This is a genomic window from Sulfurospirillum cavolei (assembly GCF_001548055.1).
GTDB lineage: Bacteria > Campylobacterota > Campylobacteria > Campylobacterales > Sulfurospirillaceae > Sulfurospirillum.
Genome location: NZ_AP014724.1, coordinates 728,566 through 743,903, shown reverse-complemented (window position 1 = coordinate 743,903; position 15,338 = coordinate 728,566). Strand labels below are relative to the sequence as shown.

Here is a 15,338-nt window from a genome sequence, read left to right as displayed (position 1 = left end):
GCTCCCTCGTAAAGAGCCTTTTCTCCTATATACCTTTTTAGAGTTCTAAGATTTCTACCCTATTTCTACCCTAAACACTATATATGGTCATATTGTATCAATTTTTGCGTTGCTTTTTGATTAATATCATGTTTGAAGAATATACAAAGAAGAGAAGGAAAAAGCTTCCTCCTCTCAATTAAACGCAATTACTGTGTTTGACTTAAATAAATTGCTACTCCATGTACTGGAAAAACGACACGAGCACGAACTCCTACCCCTAGTTTTTTAGAGGGAGGCAAAAGCTCTGGATTTTGAAAGCGTCTCCTATCCACAGTTGTTATACTGATATTAAGCACTTCAGCCAACTCTTGTTTTGAAAGAGTAAATCCATACTCTTCTATTAATTTGTTTATTAAAAATTGATCATCCATCAAATGGCATCCTTTTTGATGAATGCATTATGTTAACTAAGTTATTATTTTCCTCCATTATTGCTTTGTTATTTTATACAAAGCCTTATACGTTCCATTCACGAAACTATACTTTCGTATTTTTAATCAATCAGACATATTACACACTAATCAAAAAATTTAGATTAGGCTTTTATGCAAATATTATCCTCCATTATGTTTTAGTCTACAATAATGCAACCTGCTATGAATAAATTTAGCAGATGAAGTTATTAAAACAAGTAAAACATAAATTTATCCTTAAAAAAAGACATGGCTATTTTAAGGATTTTGTCCACTAATTGCCTAAAAAACAACATTTTTTATAAAATGACAATACCGTTATTGACAAAATTATTAAAAAAACTTTAAATTGTCACCATATCACAAAAAATATAGTTCTTTAAAAACTGTTTCATTTTTTCACAAAAATTTTGAATTATATGAAAGTTAAATTATATTTGAGCGCTAAAAGCCTTGCATCTTTTTTATCATCTCTAATTTTTAAATTTTGTAAAACTCGTTTTTCTGTTTCAGGAGTCCAATATATTTTTAATTTTTCTTTTGCTCGTGTAATCGCCGTATAAAAAATATTATGAGTGACAAGTTCCTCAATTCCATCATTAATGATAACTTTTACAGAGCTATATTCCAAACCTTGTGCTTTATGAATTGAAATAGCATATGCAATTTGAAAAGGCACAACAGCTTCAGAGGGCATATCATCATCTTCATCTACATTTCCATTTTTATGGACTATAAATCTGATAATCGAATTTCGCTTTTCAGAAATACCGATAAGTTCAAAATCATACTCTTCTGCTTGAAACTCATTTATTGCTTTATCAATTTCGATATCAAATTGGATTTCATTTTCTGACCGTTCAATGCCAACAATTTTTCCTTTCAAATTATTGTAAATCAAAGGGGCGAATCGATTAGACTCATTAAACAAGATAGGATCATCAACTTTATAGATATTAATACCCCATGAAATAGCTTTATTTGGATTGTTTCCTTGTAAAAACCGATTAATATTATTGATACCATAAAGTCCATCGTAAGCAAGACATAGAATAATTTGGTCATCATCGGAACGTTCAAAAATTGATTCATCTAATTCGACAGAATAGTCATTTTTAACCAAAGGTTCAAGCATAGCATCGTCAAGCTTTCTTACTTTATCCCAAACAGTAAGAAGTGCTGGATTGGTAGTCCTATATGGCCTAGTAAGCTCAGAAACTGATTTTGAAGGTAAGAAAAAACGAGCAATGTTAAACCAATTACCAAAGACAATTGATTCAATTTGAAATGTATCTCCTACTAAAATAAGCAATCTAAATTTTGCATTCTCAAGAATTTTTTTCATATCAGCATTATTAACCGTACTACACTCATCAATAATCAAGACATCACATTTCATTTCATGTTTTTTGGCTAAAAATTTTTTTATCGTTTTAAAAGAGCTATTGTTAGTTTTAACTTTACGCCTTAGATTATCAACAGCAGGGTTGGTATTTGCGATATAAATCTTTACTTCATCATTAAAAAATTTAGATATATGATTAATCAAGGTAGATTTACCAGTTCCTGCAGAACCATATATCAAAGATACATAAGAGTCCTCGAACATTTGCTTTAAGGCTGCTTTCTTTTCATCACAATCAATTTCATGATTAGAACTATCTTGCAACCAAGATTCAACAGAGTTTCTGTAATCACCAATTCCACTTGTGGACAACTCTTGTAATTTTTGGATAATAGCAATGCAATCTTCTTCATAGCCTTTGATGAAAAAATGCTCTTTGTATTCTTCAATTTTACGGTGACCATGTGTTTTGTATAGAGCTTTATTATATTTAGCTATAAGTGTATCTACATTCTCAAATCCACTCATGTCTTTTTTAGTGGTATACAATATCCCATTGTTTTCTGTATTGTTCTTGATAAGCCTTGCAAAAAGCTCATGTTCACGCCCAGAAGGGTTTAAACATTCAAACAAATCTGAAAGTTTTGGATTATGGTTCATAAGAGATGTAGCAAAAGGCATCTGATCAAAAGGGATACAGCCATATTCTAAAAACAAATATGATAGTCTTCCGCATGCTTCATTTGTAAATTGTGCTCTTATAACTTTATTGTTGAGTTTAAATAACAAATATCTAATGATATTTGCTCCAGCCTTATTTGTCTTAATAATTTCTCGACTTTTTTCCAAAACTTCAAAAAAATGCAATGCTTTTGCATGCTTGGTTATTAATTCTTTTATATGGGCAAAATAACTATCAGAAGAAACAACTAAATCAACAAAGCTCATTCTTGTTTCTGTAAGAAAAGACATTAATTCACGATACTCAGCACCACTACCGGTGATTCTTGTATGACTTCCAAATAAATCTGCATAGTTATCAAGCTCACATGGGCGCACTGACACTTCCCAATCATCAATAACACGAATAGGCATTGTCTTTCCCATGATTTTTATTCCATCATGTCTAATAGAAAGTTTTACAGCGTAATTATGAGACATATCTAACTTGGTAAATGCAATAATCCTATCAAATTTACTTGTATAATCACTTGCAATCGTAAATGTGACTTCATAATAAATCTTATGATTGATAAAAAATGGTTTTATTTTTTGTATATAAAAACGATCACTACTTATTCTATCAACTTGTTTTAATGGAATTTTATCAAGCCTATCAGCAATTTTTTCATAATACTCCATAAGCTTAGAATCATTATTGAGCGGGAATTTTTCTATATTATCAAGCACTTCAAGAGCATACTTTTCACTAAGAAAAATTTTTATTCTCAACAAATACTCATAATACTTTAACATAAGCCTTTCGGATTGCCCCTCATCAAGTGTGTAGTGAGATGCTGAAATTTGAAGTAGTGCATGAAATTTGCTTAAAAATCGATAGTTGCCTCTTGTGTGTATAAATTCAAGAGCTTGGGTATTGTTTTGATATGTATTTGGGTCTATATCATTTCCATTAGCATAGAGTTTTATCGCTATATATTCAACAAAATTTCGAAGTTGCGACAAAATATTTTGAGACAATAGCCCTCTTTCAGAAGCATCAAATCTATCAATGTTTTTACAAATGTTCTGACTTGTTGTTAATATCGCAGTATCAATCTTCATCATAATACCTGCCTTTTAAAATATTTTAGTTATCCGCATATCATAACTCACCACGAAAAGCACTATCTAAAATCGAGGCTTTGAGTGCTTTAAGGCTTTCCATTTTTTCTTTTTGGACTTTTTTTACATGCTCAATTTTAAATGATATGTCATCTAAATAGGTAACAATTTTCTGTTGAAGTGATATAGGAGTATTAACGATTTCTAATTTTTTTACAGAATTTAAATAGATACCTTTTTGAGCTGCACCTTGTGCTCCATTGACTAATACATTTAAATTTTTTTGTAGGGAATACATTAAAAAATATGAGTTCAAAATATCACGATTTGGTTTTAAAACAGCAACACTTCGTTGCAAGGTAAATTTCTTATTAAAATCAACAACAGCTGTTCTGCCAATTGTGCCAACAATAGTTAAAAGCACATCTCCTATTTTTATATCTGTTCTTTTATTCTCAATATTAAAATCTTTTTCTGATAGATAACGAGGATTATCAAAATTAATCAAACCATTAAATATATTTTTAGAACTAAGCATAATATATTCACTATTCTCAATGCCTTGTGGTGGATTATGACTACCATCGGTTATCTTCTTGCATACTTTATCAAATGTTATTTTTTCATATTTCTCTTCCAACTCGCTAAAAACTTCATTTAAAACACTTGCCATAAAGCCATCGGCTTCTTCCATATTTTTTACATGTAAAGCAATAGCTTTGTCTATTTTTTCAAAAAGCGTATCAAGTTTTGTCACAATGCGTTGTTGTTCTTGCTGTGGAGGAAGAGGGATTTTTATTTCAGCTAATCTTGTTATGGCTAATTTCGGCATAGCAACTATTTTTGTTGCTAATCCTGCTTGTTCTTTAAAAAATGATGATAAGGTAAAAAAATAAACGTATGTATTCTCAATATCTAGAAGCTTATAGACTAATTTAACTGCATTTTCAGTCAGATTGGATCCATTCAGCTCTTTTGGAACAATACCTGTTTTGCCAATGGTTCCAGCAATACTTATATATAAATCTTTACATGTGATGGTATAGTTTTTAATTGTATGATAAATATCTTCTGTTATATATTGGATTTTTGAAGTATCAATTGTCCCATCATCTCTAAAATCAGATACCCTTATGTATGGATAGGCTGTTTTTTGTTCAGTTAATTTTTTTCCCTTTGGAACTCTCTTTCCACCTTTAATGAACGCAATATCATCGAATCTTTTCCACTCCCACCCATCAGGCAATTGATACAATTCATCCATTGATATCTTTCCCGATAAGAATAACCTCTATCTCGTCCATTAAATCGTTTATTTCTTGATTATTGACTTTGATATTTTCAACCAATTCAATCGGTGATTTATGCTCGATAGCTTCTGCTTTATTGGGATTTTTAGCACTAATGTCAAAGTCTTTGATGTCAGTGACATTGACTACCCAACTATTTTCAGTGATTTTTCGTTCTTGCCAACTCTCCAAAAACTCTTGAAAGTGCTCATATGCGATAGGCTTATTTTTTGTAAGTTTGTAGGGAGGATTGATCTCGTAGTAAAAGATATCACTCGTGCTTCCTTTTCTATCAAAAAAGAGGACATTGGTTTTAACACCACTGTATGGCAAGAAAACACCACTTGGAAGTGAAAGGATAGTATGAACATTGAAACGCTCTAATAGCTCTTTTTTGACGGATTGAAAGGCATTATTGGTTTGAAACAATACACCTTCTGGGATGACTACACCACACCTTCCACCCAATTTTAAACTCTTCATCATATGTTGCAAAAAGAGAAGTTCAGTGGCATTTGTTTTTACAGGGAAGTTGAGTTGGATTTGCTCGTTTTCTTTGCCTCCAAAAGGGGGATTGGCTAAGATGCACTCATATCTGTCTTTTTCTTCAATGTTTCGTATGTCTTTTGTAAGTGTATTTGACTTAGCAATATTGGGTGATTCGATGCCATGCAAAATCATATTCATAACACCCATGATATATGCCAAAGGGGTCTTTTCATTTCCATAAAACGTCTCTTCATTTAAAAACTCTAATTGCGTGACAGAGAGTGTTTTTTGTTTGTTTTGTTCTACATCTTCATAACGGATATGGTTGTATGCTTCTATCAAAAAGCCACAACTTCCAACGGCTGGATCATAGACTTTTTCGCCAATTTGAGGATTGACCACATCGACAATAGTTTTAATCAAAGCTCTTGGCGTATAAAACTCTCCTGATGTGCCGCTTCCTCCCATGTCTTTTAGAAGTTTTTCATAGATAAGGGACATTTCAAAGGTATCGGTATGGGTTTGAAAATTCATCTCATCGATAATATCAAGCACCTCACGCAAGGTATGACCATTGGCAATTCTGTTTTCCAAATACTCAAAGATAGCACCGATTTTATACTTGACGGATTTTGGATTTTCAGTGATAGACTTAAAAGATTTAAGATAAGGGAAAAGCTCTTTATTGACAAAATCAAGCAAGTCACCACCACTTTTAGCGTTGATAACGTCTAACTTTTTCTCTTTGGTTTTAGGACACGCCCATGTGTTCCACCTAAATGGCTCATCCAAAATGTAAGTGTATGTTTTACCATCAAGTTCAGCATCGTCATTTTTTGTTTCTTCTAAGTCATTTAAAAATTTTAAAAAGAGTATCCAAGAAATTTGTTCGGTGTATTGCATGGCACCACTAATGCCATCGTCTTTCCACAGTCTATCTATAATACGGTTTATTTTTGATTCCATAGACTTATATTCTTCTTTCAATAATAGCTTCAATGTTATTAAAAATGTCTTCAAATCCTAAAAAATCCATATTTTCAAATCCTTGCTTTTTATAAAGAACATTTTCTGCAAAATCATTTTTCGTTAGTGCAATATTATGTTCATCTAAATCAATTACATTACTATCTATCACTATGCTTTTTTCTCTTGAAATCTTAGCCTTGATTTTGTCTGCATTTAAAATACTAATAGTTTTATCTTCTATTAAGCGTCCTTTATCTGAAAATTCATCAGAAAGATAAATCCTTCGATTATTACTATCAATCTTTTTCAAATCACTGTCAGGGTATAAAAATTCAACACTAATTCCGTCATGATATGATCTGTAATCAGGTATAGGGATAGCAAAAGCGAATACTTTTTCAGATAATTGTTGGTGCGACGGATCTAAATATTTTTGTCCGATCGCGGTATCACAATCAAAAATACCAATAATAATATTTTCTCTCGGAATTTTAGCTAACTCTTTTAATAAAGTTTGTAACTGAGAATCACCCATTTGTGGGTCATTTTCGTATTCAAAGAAAGAAAAATTTAAAATTGAGAATTTATTAATAGTGTGAAAATATTCTAATGCCGCTTTCATGTGTTTCCAATCAGTTTTTCCTTCGGTAATAATTAATGGTGTACGATCTTCTTCTATTATTGGGAATAAACTTGAAAGTCCTTGTTTAATTAAATGATATTCATCTATAGAAGATGCTTTTAATATCTTTGTATCTTTTATATACTGATTTATATAAAATAATTCACCATCACTAGTCTTTTCTATAAGCCTATCATTATGTGTTATGACAAAAATTTGTCTATTTTGTTCTGATTGTAATTCTTCTAATACTTTCACTTGTAAGTCAGCATGAATATGAGAGTCAGGTTCATCTATTAAAATGATATTTAATCCATTTTCATTTTTTTCTTTTACATATAAAGATGCAAAAATCTCAAAAATGTGAAGAATTCCACTGCCCACTAAAGAAATATCTATTTCTTTTTGAGTACCAAGTTTGATGAATAATTTAATAAATTCATCATCATCTCTATTGTTGTTTTTATAAAATATACTACATTCCACTCCAAGGATATTTTGTAATTTCTGTTCTAAATAGTCGAATTTTCTATTAACCTGTGTGTTAATTATCTTATTTCTTAATGTTTCGTAATTTTTTCCTAAATAAGATTTTCTTGCTATTTGTCCTTTATTTAAAAACAATTCTTCACGTTCAATAAATGAAACAGGCTTTGCAAATGATATAGATACAATATCTCTTAATTTTAATCCAGATTGTTTGCATTTTTCAGCAAATGCATAAAAATCTTCTAATGATTGATGATTTCTAATTCTAATATAAGAATCTTCAATTGTAGGCATTTCAAATTCTATTTTTAATTCATATGATGTACCCATATCATTGACTATGAGTGCAATAGATAAAGGTTGTTTATGATCAAAAAAAAGATCGATTGTATTAACTATACGAAAAATTAAAAGTTTATTGAAATTTATATTTAAAGAATTGTAGTTGTTCTTTTTGTAAAATGAATTGCCATCAGCAGTTATAAGTAATGAATATCCAAAATACCATAATAATATTGCATCAAATATTGTTGTTTTACCAATATTGTTTTCACCTATTAGCACATTCAAATTTTGATTACAATCAAATGTTAATTTGTCAAATGATTTAAAATTATTTAAAACTATTTTTTCTATCTTCAAAATTAATCCTTATAAATTTCTTTTTGTAACCCAAAATATTCATCTCTAAGATTATAATTTCCAAAAGACATTTTAAGTTCATTTTTCTCAAAGCCACTCAGTTCTATCAATTTACTGAGCTTATCTTCTTCCAACTCTTTAACGCCATCTTTTTTATAGCGTTCCAAGATAAACTCGATAAATTGTTTTGCTTTTTCAGTGTGGTATTTTTCCACAAAAGAAGAATTTTCAACGGCTAAAACTCGTTCATTACGTGTTTTAATGTCAAGGTTAAATGAAAGGTGCGCTAAGACATCGTAAATATCACTATTTTCAGCCTCAAAGATTTGCTTTAAGTCTTCTAATTGCGCTTCATCGATATTCATTTCTCTTAGTTTATGAAGTAGGTCTTTTCTATTTTTAGGATGACTCCAAATCTCACGAAGCTCTTCTTCATTGTTATAAAATTTGCCCAAAATACCGATAAGAAGTTCTAAGTAGGCATCTGTTTTAAGAGGCCTTCCATCCTCTCCTACATAGGTTGTTTCAATATTGATGACTTTAAGTTTTTTGCCTTTAACATCAATGGTTACTTTATCTTTTAGTGGTTGTGGCTTATCTGGTGGAGTATTTTCTCCTCTTGGTGGTGGTGTTTCTTCTTCACCTTTTCCACCACTTGGCGGCGTTAGAGGTATTGGATTTTCAGGAATACCATCCCATCTCTCATCATAAAAAAGATTGGTTGCACCAACGAAGTCTATAATTGTAAAAAAGTCTTTACCTTCATATACCCTTGTTCCTCTTCCAATGATCTGTTTAAACTCTGTTATGGAGCGAATAGGTGCGGTTAAAACTACATTTCTCACATTTTTAGCATCCACTCCTGTGGTGAGCATTTTTGAAGAAGTGAGAATGGCTGGTATATCTTTATCATTATTTTGAAAAGCTTCTAAGAAAGCTCGTCCTATTTCTCCCTCATCCGAAGTTACCCTGACACAGTAGTGATTGTCCTTGATAGTTTTGTAGCTATCAATGGCTACTTTCATATCCATGGCATGTTTTTGATTGACACAAAAGACAATGGTTTTATCTAAGGGATTGATATTTTCTAAAATCGTTTTGGCTAAGAGTTCAGTTCGTTTTGGAATGATGACATTTTTTTCAAAGTCATCTAATGTGACAATTTGCTTTTCAAGCTCACCGGTGATAATATCATTGGGGTCAAATTTGTATTCATCAATATTGGTTTGAATGCGTTTGACTTTGTAAGGGGTTAAGAAGCCATCATTGATACCATCTTTTAAAGAGTATTCATAAATAGGCTCTCCAAAATATTTATAAGTATCGCCATTGTCGTCTCTTTTAGGTGTGGCAGTTAAACCTATATGAACAGCACTATTGAAATGTTCTAATATATGTCTCCAACTGCTTTCATCGTTTGCACTTCCTCTATGGCACTCATCAATGATTACTAAATCAAAAAAGTTTTTAGGGTATTGTCTATAATAACCACCCACATCATCTTCACTATCTTCTTCTGAAACTTCACTTATATCTACACAATCAGCAATGGACTGATAAATAGCAAAAAATACATTGGCATTGGTCGGTACTTTACCATTGCGTTTTTTTATCTCTTTACCATTGAGCCTTATAATGTCTTTTTCCAATGGATTAAAGGTGTTAAAGGCTTGGTCAGCTAAAACATTTCTATCGGCTAAGAAAAGAATTTTAGGGCGTCTATCATTTCCGTCTTTATTCCATTTTGATTGAAATAAGCGATATACAATTTGAAAAGCAATGTAGGTTTTTCCTGTGCCTGTGGCTAAGGTAAGAAGAATTCTATCTTGATAGTTTGCTATGGCTTCAATAGTCTTTTGAACAGCAATTTGTTGATAAAAACGAGGTTTCAGAGTGCCTTCAATGTGAAATGGATAGGTGATAATGCTCTCTTTTTTGCTATCAATGACACCGAATTTTCGTTCAAACAGTTCATTTGGTGTTGGATACTCTTCAATAAAGCTTCCCTTGCCTTCAATCAAAGAGTGTTCATAAATCTTATGCCCATTGGTTGAATAGACAAAATCAATTTTGAGTTTTTCAGCATAATTGATAGATTGTTGTAAGCCATCCAGTGGATCTTTATCTTCTGCTTTGGCTTCGATGATGGCTAAGTTGGTATTTTTAAAAGTGAGAAGATAATCAACAAAGTATCTTTTACCTCGTTTATTACCAATGAGCTTTCTTCCATCTGTGAAGTGATACTCACGAATGATGCTGTTTTCTTGCCAACCACTTTGCTTGATTTTAGGGTCAATTATTTTTGAGCGTGTGTCTGATTCCGAATATCCCATCTGTATCCAATTACCAATCATAGTTAATTAATACTGATTATAGCTAAATGAATACCAATATGTTTGATTTTTTTAATAAACTTGTTAATAAAATGCTTATATATAACAATTGATAACAAAATTATTCATATGTAAAGAAAAGCCCTATTACCTCTAAAGAGGTTATGTAAAGGGATAAAATTACATTTCATGTAAAGAAAACGCTTATAATATGAACGATAGTGAATAGGAGTGTAGGAAAATTTTCTTTCCGAATAAAACAGCCATATATATTACGTCCGATAGTGTGGTGTTAGTTTTCGAATAAAATAGTGATATATCTCTAAAGAGATAGTGAAGCAAGATTGAAAAAGGATGCTTTTTCGAATAAAATGCCCATATTATGAACGACTAGTGAATAGTGTCCGAATAAAATTTTTGGATATGTTTTTTTGAGGATCTAAAAGCAGAGGTTTTTATGCCTCTTTTGATTTATGCTTTTTCTTTGTAGTATGGACTGTATTTTGAATAACCAAGTTCATATCTAAGCTTCGCGATTGCCAAAGCTGCTGTGATAAATGCTAATGTGCCGATGATGATATTAAAAAGTGTCATAGTTATCCTTTCATAGTTTTTTTTGTTTTATGCATTTAAAATTATAGAACAAATTGTTCTAAAACACACAAGGGAAAAATTATTCCCCTTGTTTAAATTCTAATTGTTTATCACTGTGTATCAAACGAAAAGCTTTTTTTGCATCTTTATTTTTACAAATGAACGTATCTTGATTCATGAAAATATTGATGGTCGTTGAGCTCATTGCATTAATACGAGTGAAGAGATAATCATCTATGCTCATTGGTTGAGATTGCGTGAAAGCATTGGAAACATAAAATTTTCCACCGTAATAGGTGCAATATTTATGGGCTCCAAGGATACGTTCGTATCTCCAAGGCAAAATAGAGCTATTTTTCTCCAATCCGAGTATTTCCTCGAACGAAGTGTAGTTCGTTAAAAATTGGGCGTATTTTGTGCTTTTTAGCCATGTTTTTACTCCAAGGCTTTGCAAGTGATCGTGTTGAATCATGTAAAAGCGTGAATAGGTCTCTTTTAAATCACGTTGATTTCCCAAAATAGCACTTTGACGTACTTCGACATGATCTTTCATAAACGTTATTGCAAAGCCGTCTTTAGAGGAGTGACATTGATAAAATCCTTCAAATTTACCTAAGCCTTGTTTTTGCATCGTGCTTTTATAGTTCACATAATCAAGACTAAGTGCTGTTGGATGAGTATTGATTTCTTTTATAGCTTGATCACCATAGATACTAAGACCACCAATAAGTTCACAATACCCTTTGGCATCATCTAGGACATCCATCATCGCTCTAGCATCTGCAACATTCATTGCTTCATCATACGTGCGGTATTCAATAAGGGTTTGATTTTCTTTTTCTGCAACAACCGCATAACTAAGTGTTTCAGAGCCTCGTTTAAAAGCAATATACTCTTTTAATGAAGTTGCTTGTTGTAATGCAGTACTTGGCTGTGAGGTTGTGGCACAACCGTTAAAAAAGGAGAGTGCAAGAATGCTTGATACAAGAAAAAGTGTCTGTTTCATTAGAACATCCTATTGCCTGTATCATGTTCAAAAAAGACTCTATCGAGGTATTTATTGGTATTGAACTTTTTTCTTGATGAAATACTCTTTGTATCAGGAGTATGAAACATACATCCAACAAGTAAAAGAAGAGAAAAAAACATCATCACATCACCCATCAAGATAGATTGTATTTTTCTAATAGCTGTCGCATAATCAATAAATCCCCAATAAACTAGAAAAACAGCTAATGCTCCAAGTCCAATAAAAAAGGCAACAATTAAGATTTTAGCAATCAGTAAAAAAAGATAATCAACAATCATCGACAACATCATAGACTCCTTTATAATCTACTATTTTTCAAATACAAGATACGTTTCGCCACCATGGGTGTAAGAATTAACAAGTCTCCAACCTTTAGCATAGAGCTCTTGCGTTGAGGCATTGTTTTTATAATCTCCTGAACACACCATTGGGATATCCGCAAAAGCTGCTAATTGTTTTCGGCTAAAGGAGCATGTTGTAACACTCTTTGCCACTTCTGCCGCATCTAAAAACCCTACTAAGATTAACAACACTAAAACCATCTTTTTCATCATCAACCCTTGTCACTATTTGTAGTTAAAGAATACCGAAAAAAGGCTTATTAAACACTTATAAGTGTTTGTTGTAAACCTCGTTAATCACTACTATTTCAACAACTTATAGGTGTTTAACAAAGGTGATTGATTGTGGAAAAAATGATTGAGCGTTTTATGGATCAGATTGTTGAAAATGTCAAAAATGAAAGAATAAAACGTGGGATTAGTCAATTAGCTTTAGCACAAATTCTTGGTCATAAATCACCAAACTATGTCGCAAAAATTGAAACTCGCAAACACGATGTCAGTTATAACCTTGAACACCTCTACAAAATAGCTTTCGAGTTTGGGCTAGAGGTGAGGGATTTGATTCCGCAAATTAAAGAAACTACGAAATAATCTTTTTTCCTCTCTACTTATAAAAATTATCGCTTTGTTTTTCCGATAACTGAATCCAAAATTTCATTCATCCGCTTTTTAGCAAGTGCATTTTGATCATTATTGCTACCGTTAATAACCCATTTATCAATTTCGATTCGATCAAAAAAGAGTTTACCTCTTTTGTAAAAATGGATGCCTTCACAAAAAATATCTTCTTTGAGTTTATAAATATGATCTTCCGAATATCCTAGATAATGGCTCAATTCTTTAACATTCATCCATCGTTTTGAATGAAAATTCTCCAAGTTTTTTTCCAACAAGGTGAGTTTTTCTAAAATCTGAGGTAGGAGTTCAAGATTTTCAAGACCTACATTCATTTGACAATCCTTCATTGAAGTTATAAAATAAAATCTCACATCAAAAGATCACCCAAATCTTTTGTAACTCTGTCAAGGAGGGGAATGATGAATTTCCCCTCTCTTCTTTCATCAACATTTTTTAATGATATACTTCCTTTTATTTGAATTCTCTTTGCTCGAAAGAGCAAATTTTAAGATATATTCAAATTCTTCTATATCATCGGAGTTAATATTAAACTTACCAGTCATAATTGCATAGCGATATGCTTTGTCAATATTAAGTTTTGGGTAACGTTCTATTAACTCATTGAATTTGTTAGACTTGCCAATAGAATGCTGCCTTGCTCGGTATGTTCCATAAATTTTATCAAAAAGATTTTTTGCAGCAAATCGCAAATTCATAGCACCTTCTTCATTATTATGGTTCATAATTGTATTTATGAAACGCAAATAAATAGTTTGGCTAATTTGTGTTCCTTCACTAAAGTGTTTTCGATAAGCCTTTTTTATCCAAGTATCAGTTATTTTTTCGAGCTTTGAGATACTGCTTTCTGCTCGAATATTGTCAATTTTATCCATTTCAGAAATAATTTTGACTATTTCTTCATTTCCTTGTGTAATATCCCATAAAACTCCAGTCACAGCATTTATAGGGTGATTTTTATCAACATAGGCTCGTTTAAATTTATTATCTGTTAATTTGTCATACAAGTGTTGAAATGCCGTTTTTGAGTATTTGTGCATATCTAAAAGTGAACAATCTAATATACTTTTTTTTCTTGACATCATCATTCTCCTATAAAATTGCGTCAATATATTTTTTTGTTTCTTGGCTCGAAACTTTGACATAGCGATCTGTCATGTCAATTTTTGAGTGATTCATTAATTCTTTAATCACAAAAGCATTTGCTCCACGCTTGGACAATAAAGACCCAAATGAGTGTCTTAGCGTATACAGCGTCACCTTATTAATCCTATCATTTGCAGGTAGCCCTTTATTAAAGAGTATGTCCATACTAGGTTGAATAAACTTTTTTATCCCTAAATATGACAGATGAACGCTTTTATTTAAAGACGGATTTTCTCGAAAGAAAATAAATTCTTCAGGCCGTAAGTCTTTGCACCATTTGTGTAGGGCAATTGCCAATCTTTGATGAAGAACTACAGAATATGGAGGTCTTTTTTTCATTGCAATAAAGGTGATTGTGTTGAAAGAGAAATCAATATTTTTACATTGCAAATTCAAAATAGCTTTTGGTCTTGCCCCTGTAAAAATAGCAATTAAAACAAATAAATATGCTTTAGTCTGATGAGATAATCGCTTTAATAGTGACTCGATTTCTTCTTCGGTCAAGATTCTTTTACGCTGATTGTTAATTGCTAGAAGTCTAACCTTACAACATGGATTGATGATAGTGATGCGATCCGTATAAATTCCATAATTAATGATGGCTTTGAGCAATGCCAAGTAATAATTAACGGATGCTGGTTTATACCCTCTTTCCAAAAGAATTTGTTTGAATTTTTGAATTTTCTCAGACTTAAGAGTCTGTATATTGTCAAATCCAAGAATAGGAGCAATTTGATTTGTATATTTTAAATACGCATCACGATGATTTTTTATTTCCCTCTTTTCATCAAAATAATAATGTGCCAGTTGATTTAATGTTACAACTTTTTGACGTTTGTTTTTTTTGACATAAATGGGTTCTTGTGCATTTTCCAATTCTGTCATAGTTTTGCGTCGCTGCACAACGGCATCTCTTTCTGAATAGCCGTTTGATTTAAGACCTATTTTAACCCAGCATTTTTTGCCATCAGTATCTTTATACGTGTAGTAGTAAGATATATCGCCGCTAACCAGCACCTCTTTATATACGCCTACATTTGACTTCGATTTAATACGAGCCATAATTTTCTACCCCATTTCTACCCTAAAAAGAAGAGTAATGATAAATGTTGATAGAAACCGGTTATCTATCTGAGAAAAGTATAATGGGGATTAATGGTTATTTCAAGG

14 protein-coding genes are annotated in these 15,338 nt (G+C 31.7%); 1 reads left to right on the top strand and 13 read right to left on the bottom strand.

Translation table 11 applies throughout. The annotated features are described in order from the left end of the window. Positions 1 to 188: 188 nt before the first annotated feature. The 10 genes from UCH003_RS03800 to UCH003_RS03760 form a co-directional block, all read right to left on the bottom strand. Positions 189 to 413 carry a hypothetical protein gene (locus tag UCH003_RS03800; RefSeq protein WP_060825496.1) on the bottom strand — a complete coding sequence of 75 codons (225 nt, stop codon included), beginning with the start codon at positions 411 to 413 and terminating at the stop codon, positions 189 to 191. 457 nt (positions 414 to 870) lie between these two features. Further along, entirely contained in the window at positions 871 to 3,588 is a 2,718-nt protein-coding gene (locus UCH003_RS03795; RefSeq protein WP_060825495.1) for an ATP-dependent DNA helicase, read from the bottom strand. Between the two features lie 37 nt (positions 3,589 to 3,625). Beyond that, positions 3,626 to 4,849, bottom strand: a complete 1,224-nt coding sequence (locus tag UCH003_RS03790) for a restriction endonuclease subunit S (RefSeq protein WP_060825494.1) — start codon at positions 4,847 to 4,849, stop codon at positions 3,626 to 3,628. Continuing rightward, complete coding sequence (locus UCH003_RS03785; RefSeq protein WP_060826931.1) at positions 4,842 to 6,329, bottom strand: type I restriction-modification system subunit M; 1,488 nt, start codon at positions 6,327 to 6,329, stop codon at positions 4,842 to 4,844. Before UCH003_RS03785 ends, UCH003_RS03790 begins: the two co-directional genes overlap by 8 nt. 4 nt (positions 6,330 to 6,333) lie before the next feature. Next, positions 6,334 to 8,085 carry an ATP-dependent nuclease gene (locus UCH003_RS03780; protein WP_060825493.1) on the bottom strand — a complete coding sequence of 584 codons (1,752 nt, stop codon included), beginning with the start codon at positions 8,083 to 8,085 and terminating at the stop codon, positions 6,334 to 6,336. Positions 8,086 to 8,087: 2 nt separating this feature from the next. After that, positions 8,088 to 10,418: an EcoAI/FtnUII family type I restriction enzme subunit R gene (hsdR, locus tag UCH003_RS03775; protein WP_060825492.1), complete on the bottom strand. Its 2,331-nt coding sequence runs from the start codon at positions 10,416 to 10,418 to the stop codon at positions 8,088 to 8,090. 471 nt (positions 10,419 to 10,889) lie between these two features. Further along, on the bottom strand, positions 10,890 to 11,012 hold the full coding sequence (locus UCH003_RS13895) for a hypothetical protein (protein WP_280937456.1): 123 nt from the start codon (positions 11,010 to 11,012) through the stop codon (positions 10,890 to 10,892). A 79-nt stretch (positions 11,013 to 11,091) separates the two neighbouring features. Next, a complete protein-coding gene (locus tag UCH003_RS03770; protein ID WP_060825491.1) occupies positions 11,092 to 12,018 on the bottom strand; it encodes a hypothetical protein in 927 nt (308 codons plus the stop codon). Beyond that, a complete protein-coding gene (locus UCH003_RS03765) occupies positions 12,018 to 12,329 on the bottom strand; it encodes a hypothetical protein (RefSeq protein ID WP_060825490.1) in 312 nt (103 codons plus the stop codon). The genes UCH003_RS03770 and UCH003_RS03765 overlap by 1 nt, the downstream gene beginning before the upstream one ends. Positions 12,330 to 12,350: 21 nt before the next feature. Then, positions 12,351 to 12,593, bottom strand: coding sequence for a hypothetical protein (locus UCH003_RS03760; RefSeq protein WP_060825489.1), 243 nt, complete (start codon positions 12,591 to 12,593; stop codon positions 12,351 to 12,353). A 144-nt stretch (positions 12,594 to 12,737) separates the two neighbouring features. Between UCH003_RS03760 and UCH003_RS03755 the strand changes: the two genes are divergently transcribed. Continuing rightward, a complete protein-coding gene (locus UCH003_RS03755) occupies positions 12,738 to 12,977 on the top strand; it encodes a helix-turn-helix domain-containing protein (RefSeq protein WP_231964827.1) in 240 nt (79 codons plus the stop codon). 26 nt (positions 12,978 to 13,003) lie between these two features. Here UCH003_RS03755 and UCH003_RS03750 read toward each other — a convergent pair whose 3' ends face one another. The 3 genes from UCH003_RS03750 to UCH003_RS03740 all read right to left on the bottom strand — a co-directional run bounded on the left by UCH003_RS03750 (position 13,004) and on the right by UCH003_RS03740 (position 15,230). Beyond that, positions 13,004 to 13,336 (bottom strand): helix-turn-helix transcriptional regulator, encoded by a 333-nt coding sequence (locus tag UCH003_RS03750; RefSeq protein WP_060825488.1) that lies wholly within the window; start codon positions 13,334 to 13,336, stop codon positions 13,004 to 13,006. A gap of 111 nt (positions 13,337 to 13,447) precedes the next feature. Continuing rightward, the gene (locus tag UCH003_RS03745; protein WP_144440978.1) at positions 13,448 to 14,104 is read right to left on the bottom strand and encodes a hypothetical protein; all 657 of its coding nucleotides are present in this window, start codon (positions 14,102 to 14,104) and stop codon (positions 13,448 to 13,450) included. A 10-nt stretch (positions 14,105 to 14,114) separates the two neighbouring features. Beyond that, positions 14,115 to 15,230, bottom strand: coding sequence for a tyrosine-type recombinase/integrase (locus UCH003_RS03740; protein WP_060825486.1), 1,116 nt, complete (start codon positions 15,228 to 15,230; stop codon positions 14,115 to 14,117). Positions 15,231 to 15,338: the final 108 nt, after the last annotated feature.

Coding starts and splice junctions, on each gene's coding strand:
- UCH003_RS03760 (WP_060825489.1), bottom strand. CDS start 12,593: ATGAAAAAGATGGTTTTAGTGTTGTTAATCTTAGTAGGGTTTTTAGAT.
- UCH003_RS03800 (WP_060825496.1), bottom strand. CDS start 413: ATGGATGATCAATTTTTAATAAACAAATTAATAGAAGAGTATGGATTT.
- hsdR (WP_060825492.1), bottom strand. CDS start 10,418: ATGGGATATTCGGAATCAGACACACGCTCAAAAATAATTGACCCTAAA.
- UCH003_RS03770 (WP_060825491.1), bottom strand. CDS start 12,018: ATGAAACAGACACTTTTTCTTGTATCAAGCATTCTTGCACTCTCCTTT.
- UCH003_RS03785 (WP_060826931.1), bottom strand. CDS start 6,329: ATGGAATCAAAAATAAACCGTATTATAGATAGACTGTGGAAAGACGAT.
- UCH003_RS13895 (WP_280937456.1), bottom strand. CDS start 11,012: ATGACACTTTTTAATATCATCATCGGCACATTAGCATTTATCACAGCA.
- UCH003_RS03795 (WP_060825495.1), bottom strand. CDS start 3,588: ATGATGAAGATTGATACTGCGATATTAACAACAAGTCAGAACATTTGT.
- UCH003_RS03740 (WP_060825486.1), bottom strand. CDS start 15,230: ATGGCTCGTATTAAATCGAAGTCAAATGTAGGCGTATATAAAGAGGTG.
- UCH003_RS03745 (WP_144440978.1), bottom strand. CDS start 14,104: ATGTCAAGAAAAAAAAGTATATTAGATTGTTCACTTTTAGATATGCAC.
- UCH003_RS03755 (WP_231964827.1), top strand. CDS start 12,738: ATGATTGAGCGTTTTATGGATCAGATTGTTGAAAATGTCAAAAATGAA.
- UCH003_RS03750 (WP_060825488.1), bottom strand. CDS start 13,336: ATGAATGTAGGTCTTGAAAATCTTGAACTCCTACCTCAGATTTTAGAA.
- UCH003_RS03765 (WP_060825490.1), bottom strand. CDS start 12,329: ATGTTGTCGATGATTGTTGATTATCTTTTTTTACTGATTGCTAAAATC.
- UCH003_RS03790 (WP_060825494.1), bottom strand. CDS start 4,849: ATGGATGAATTGTATCAATTGCCTGATGGGTGGGAGTGGAAAAGATTC.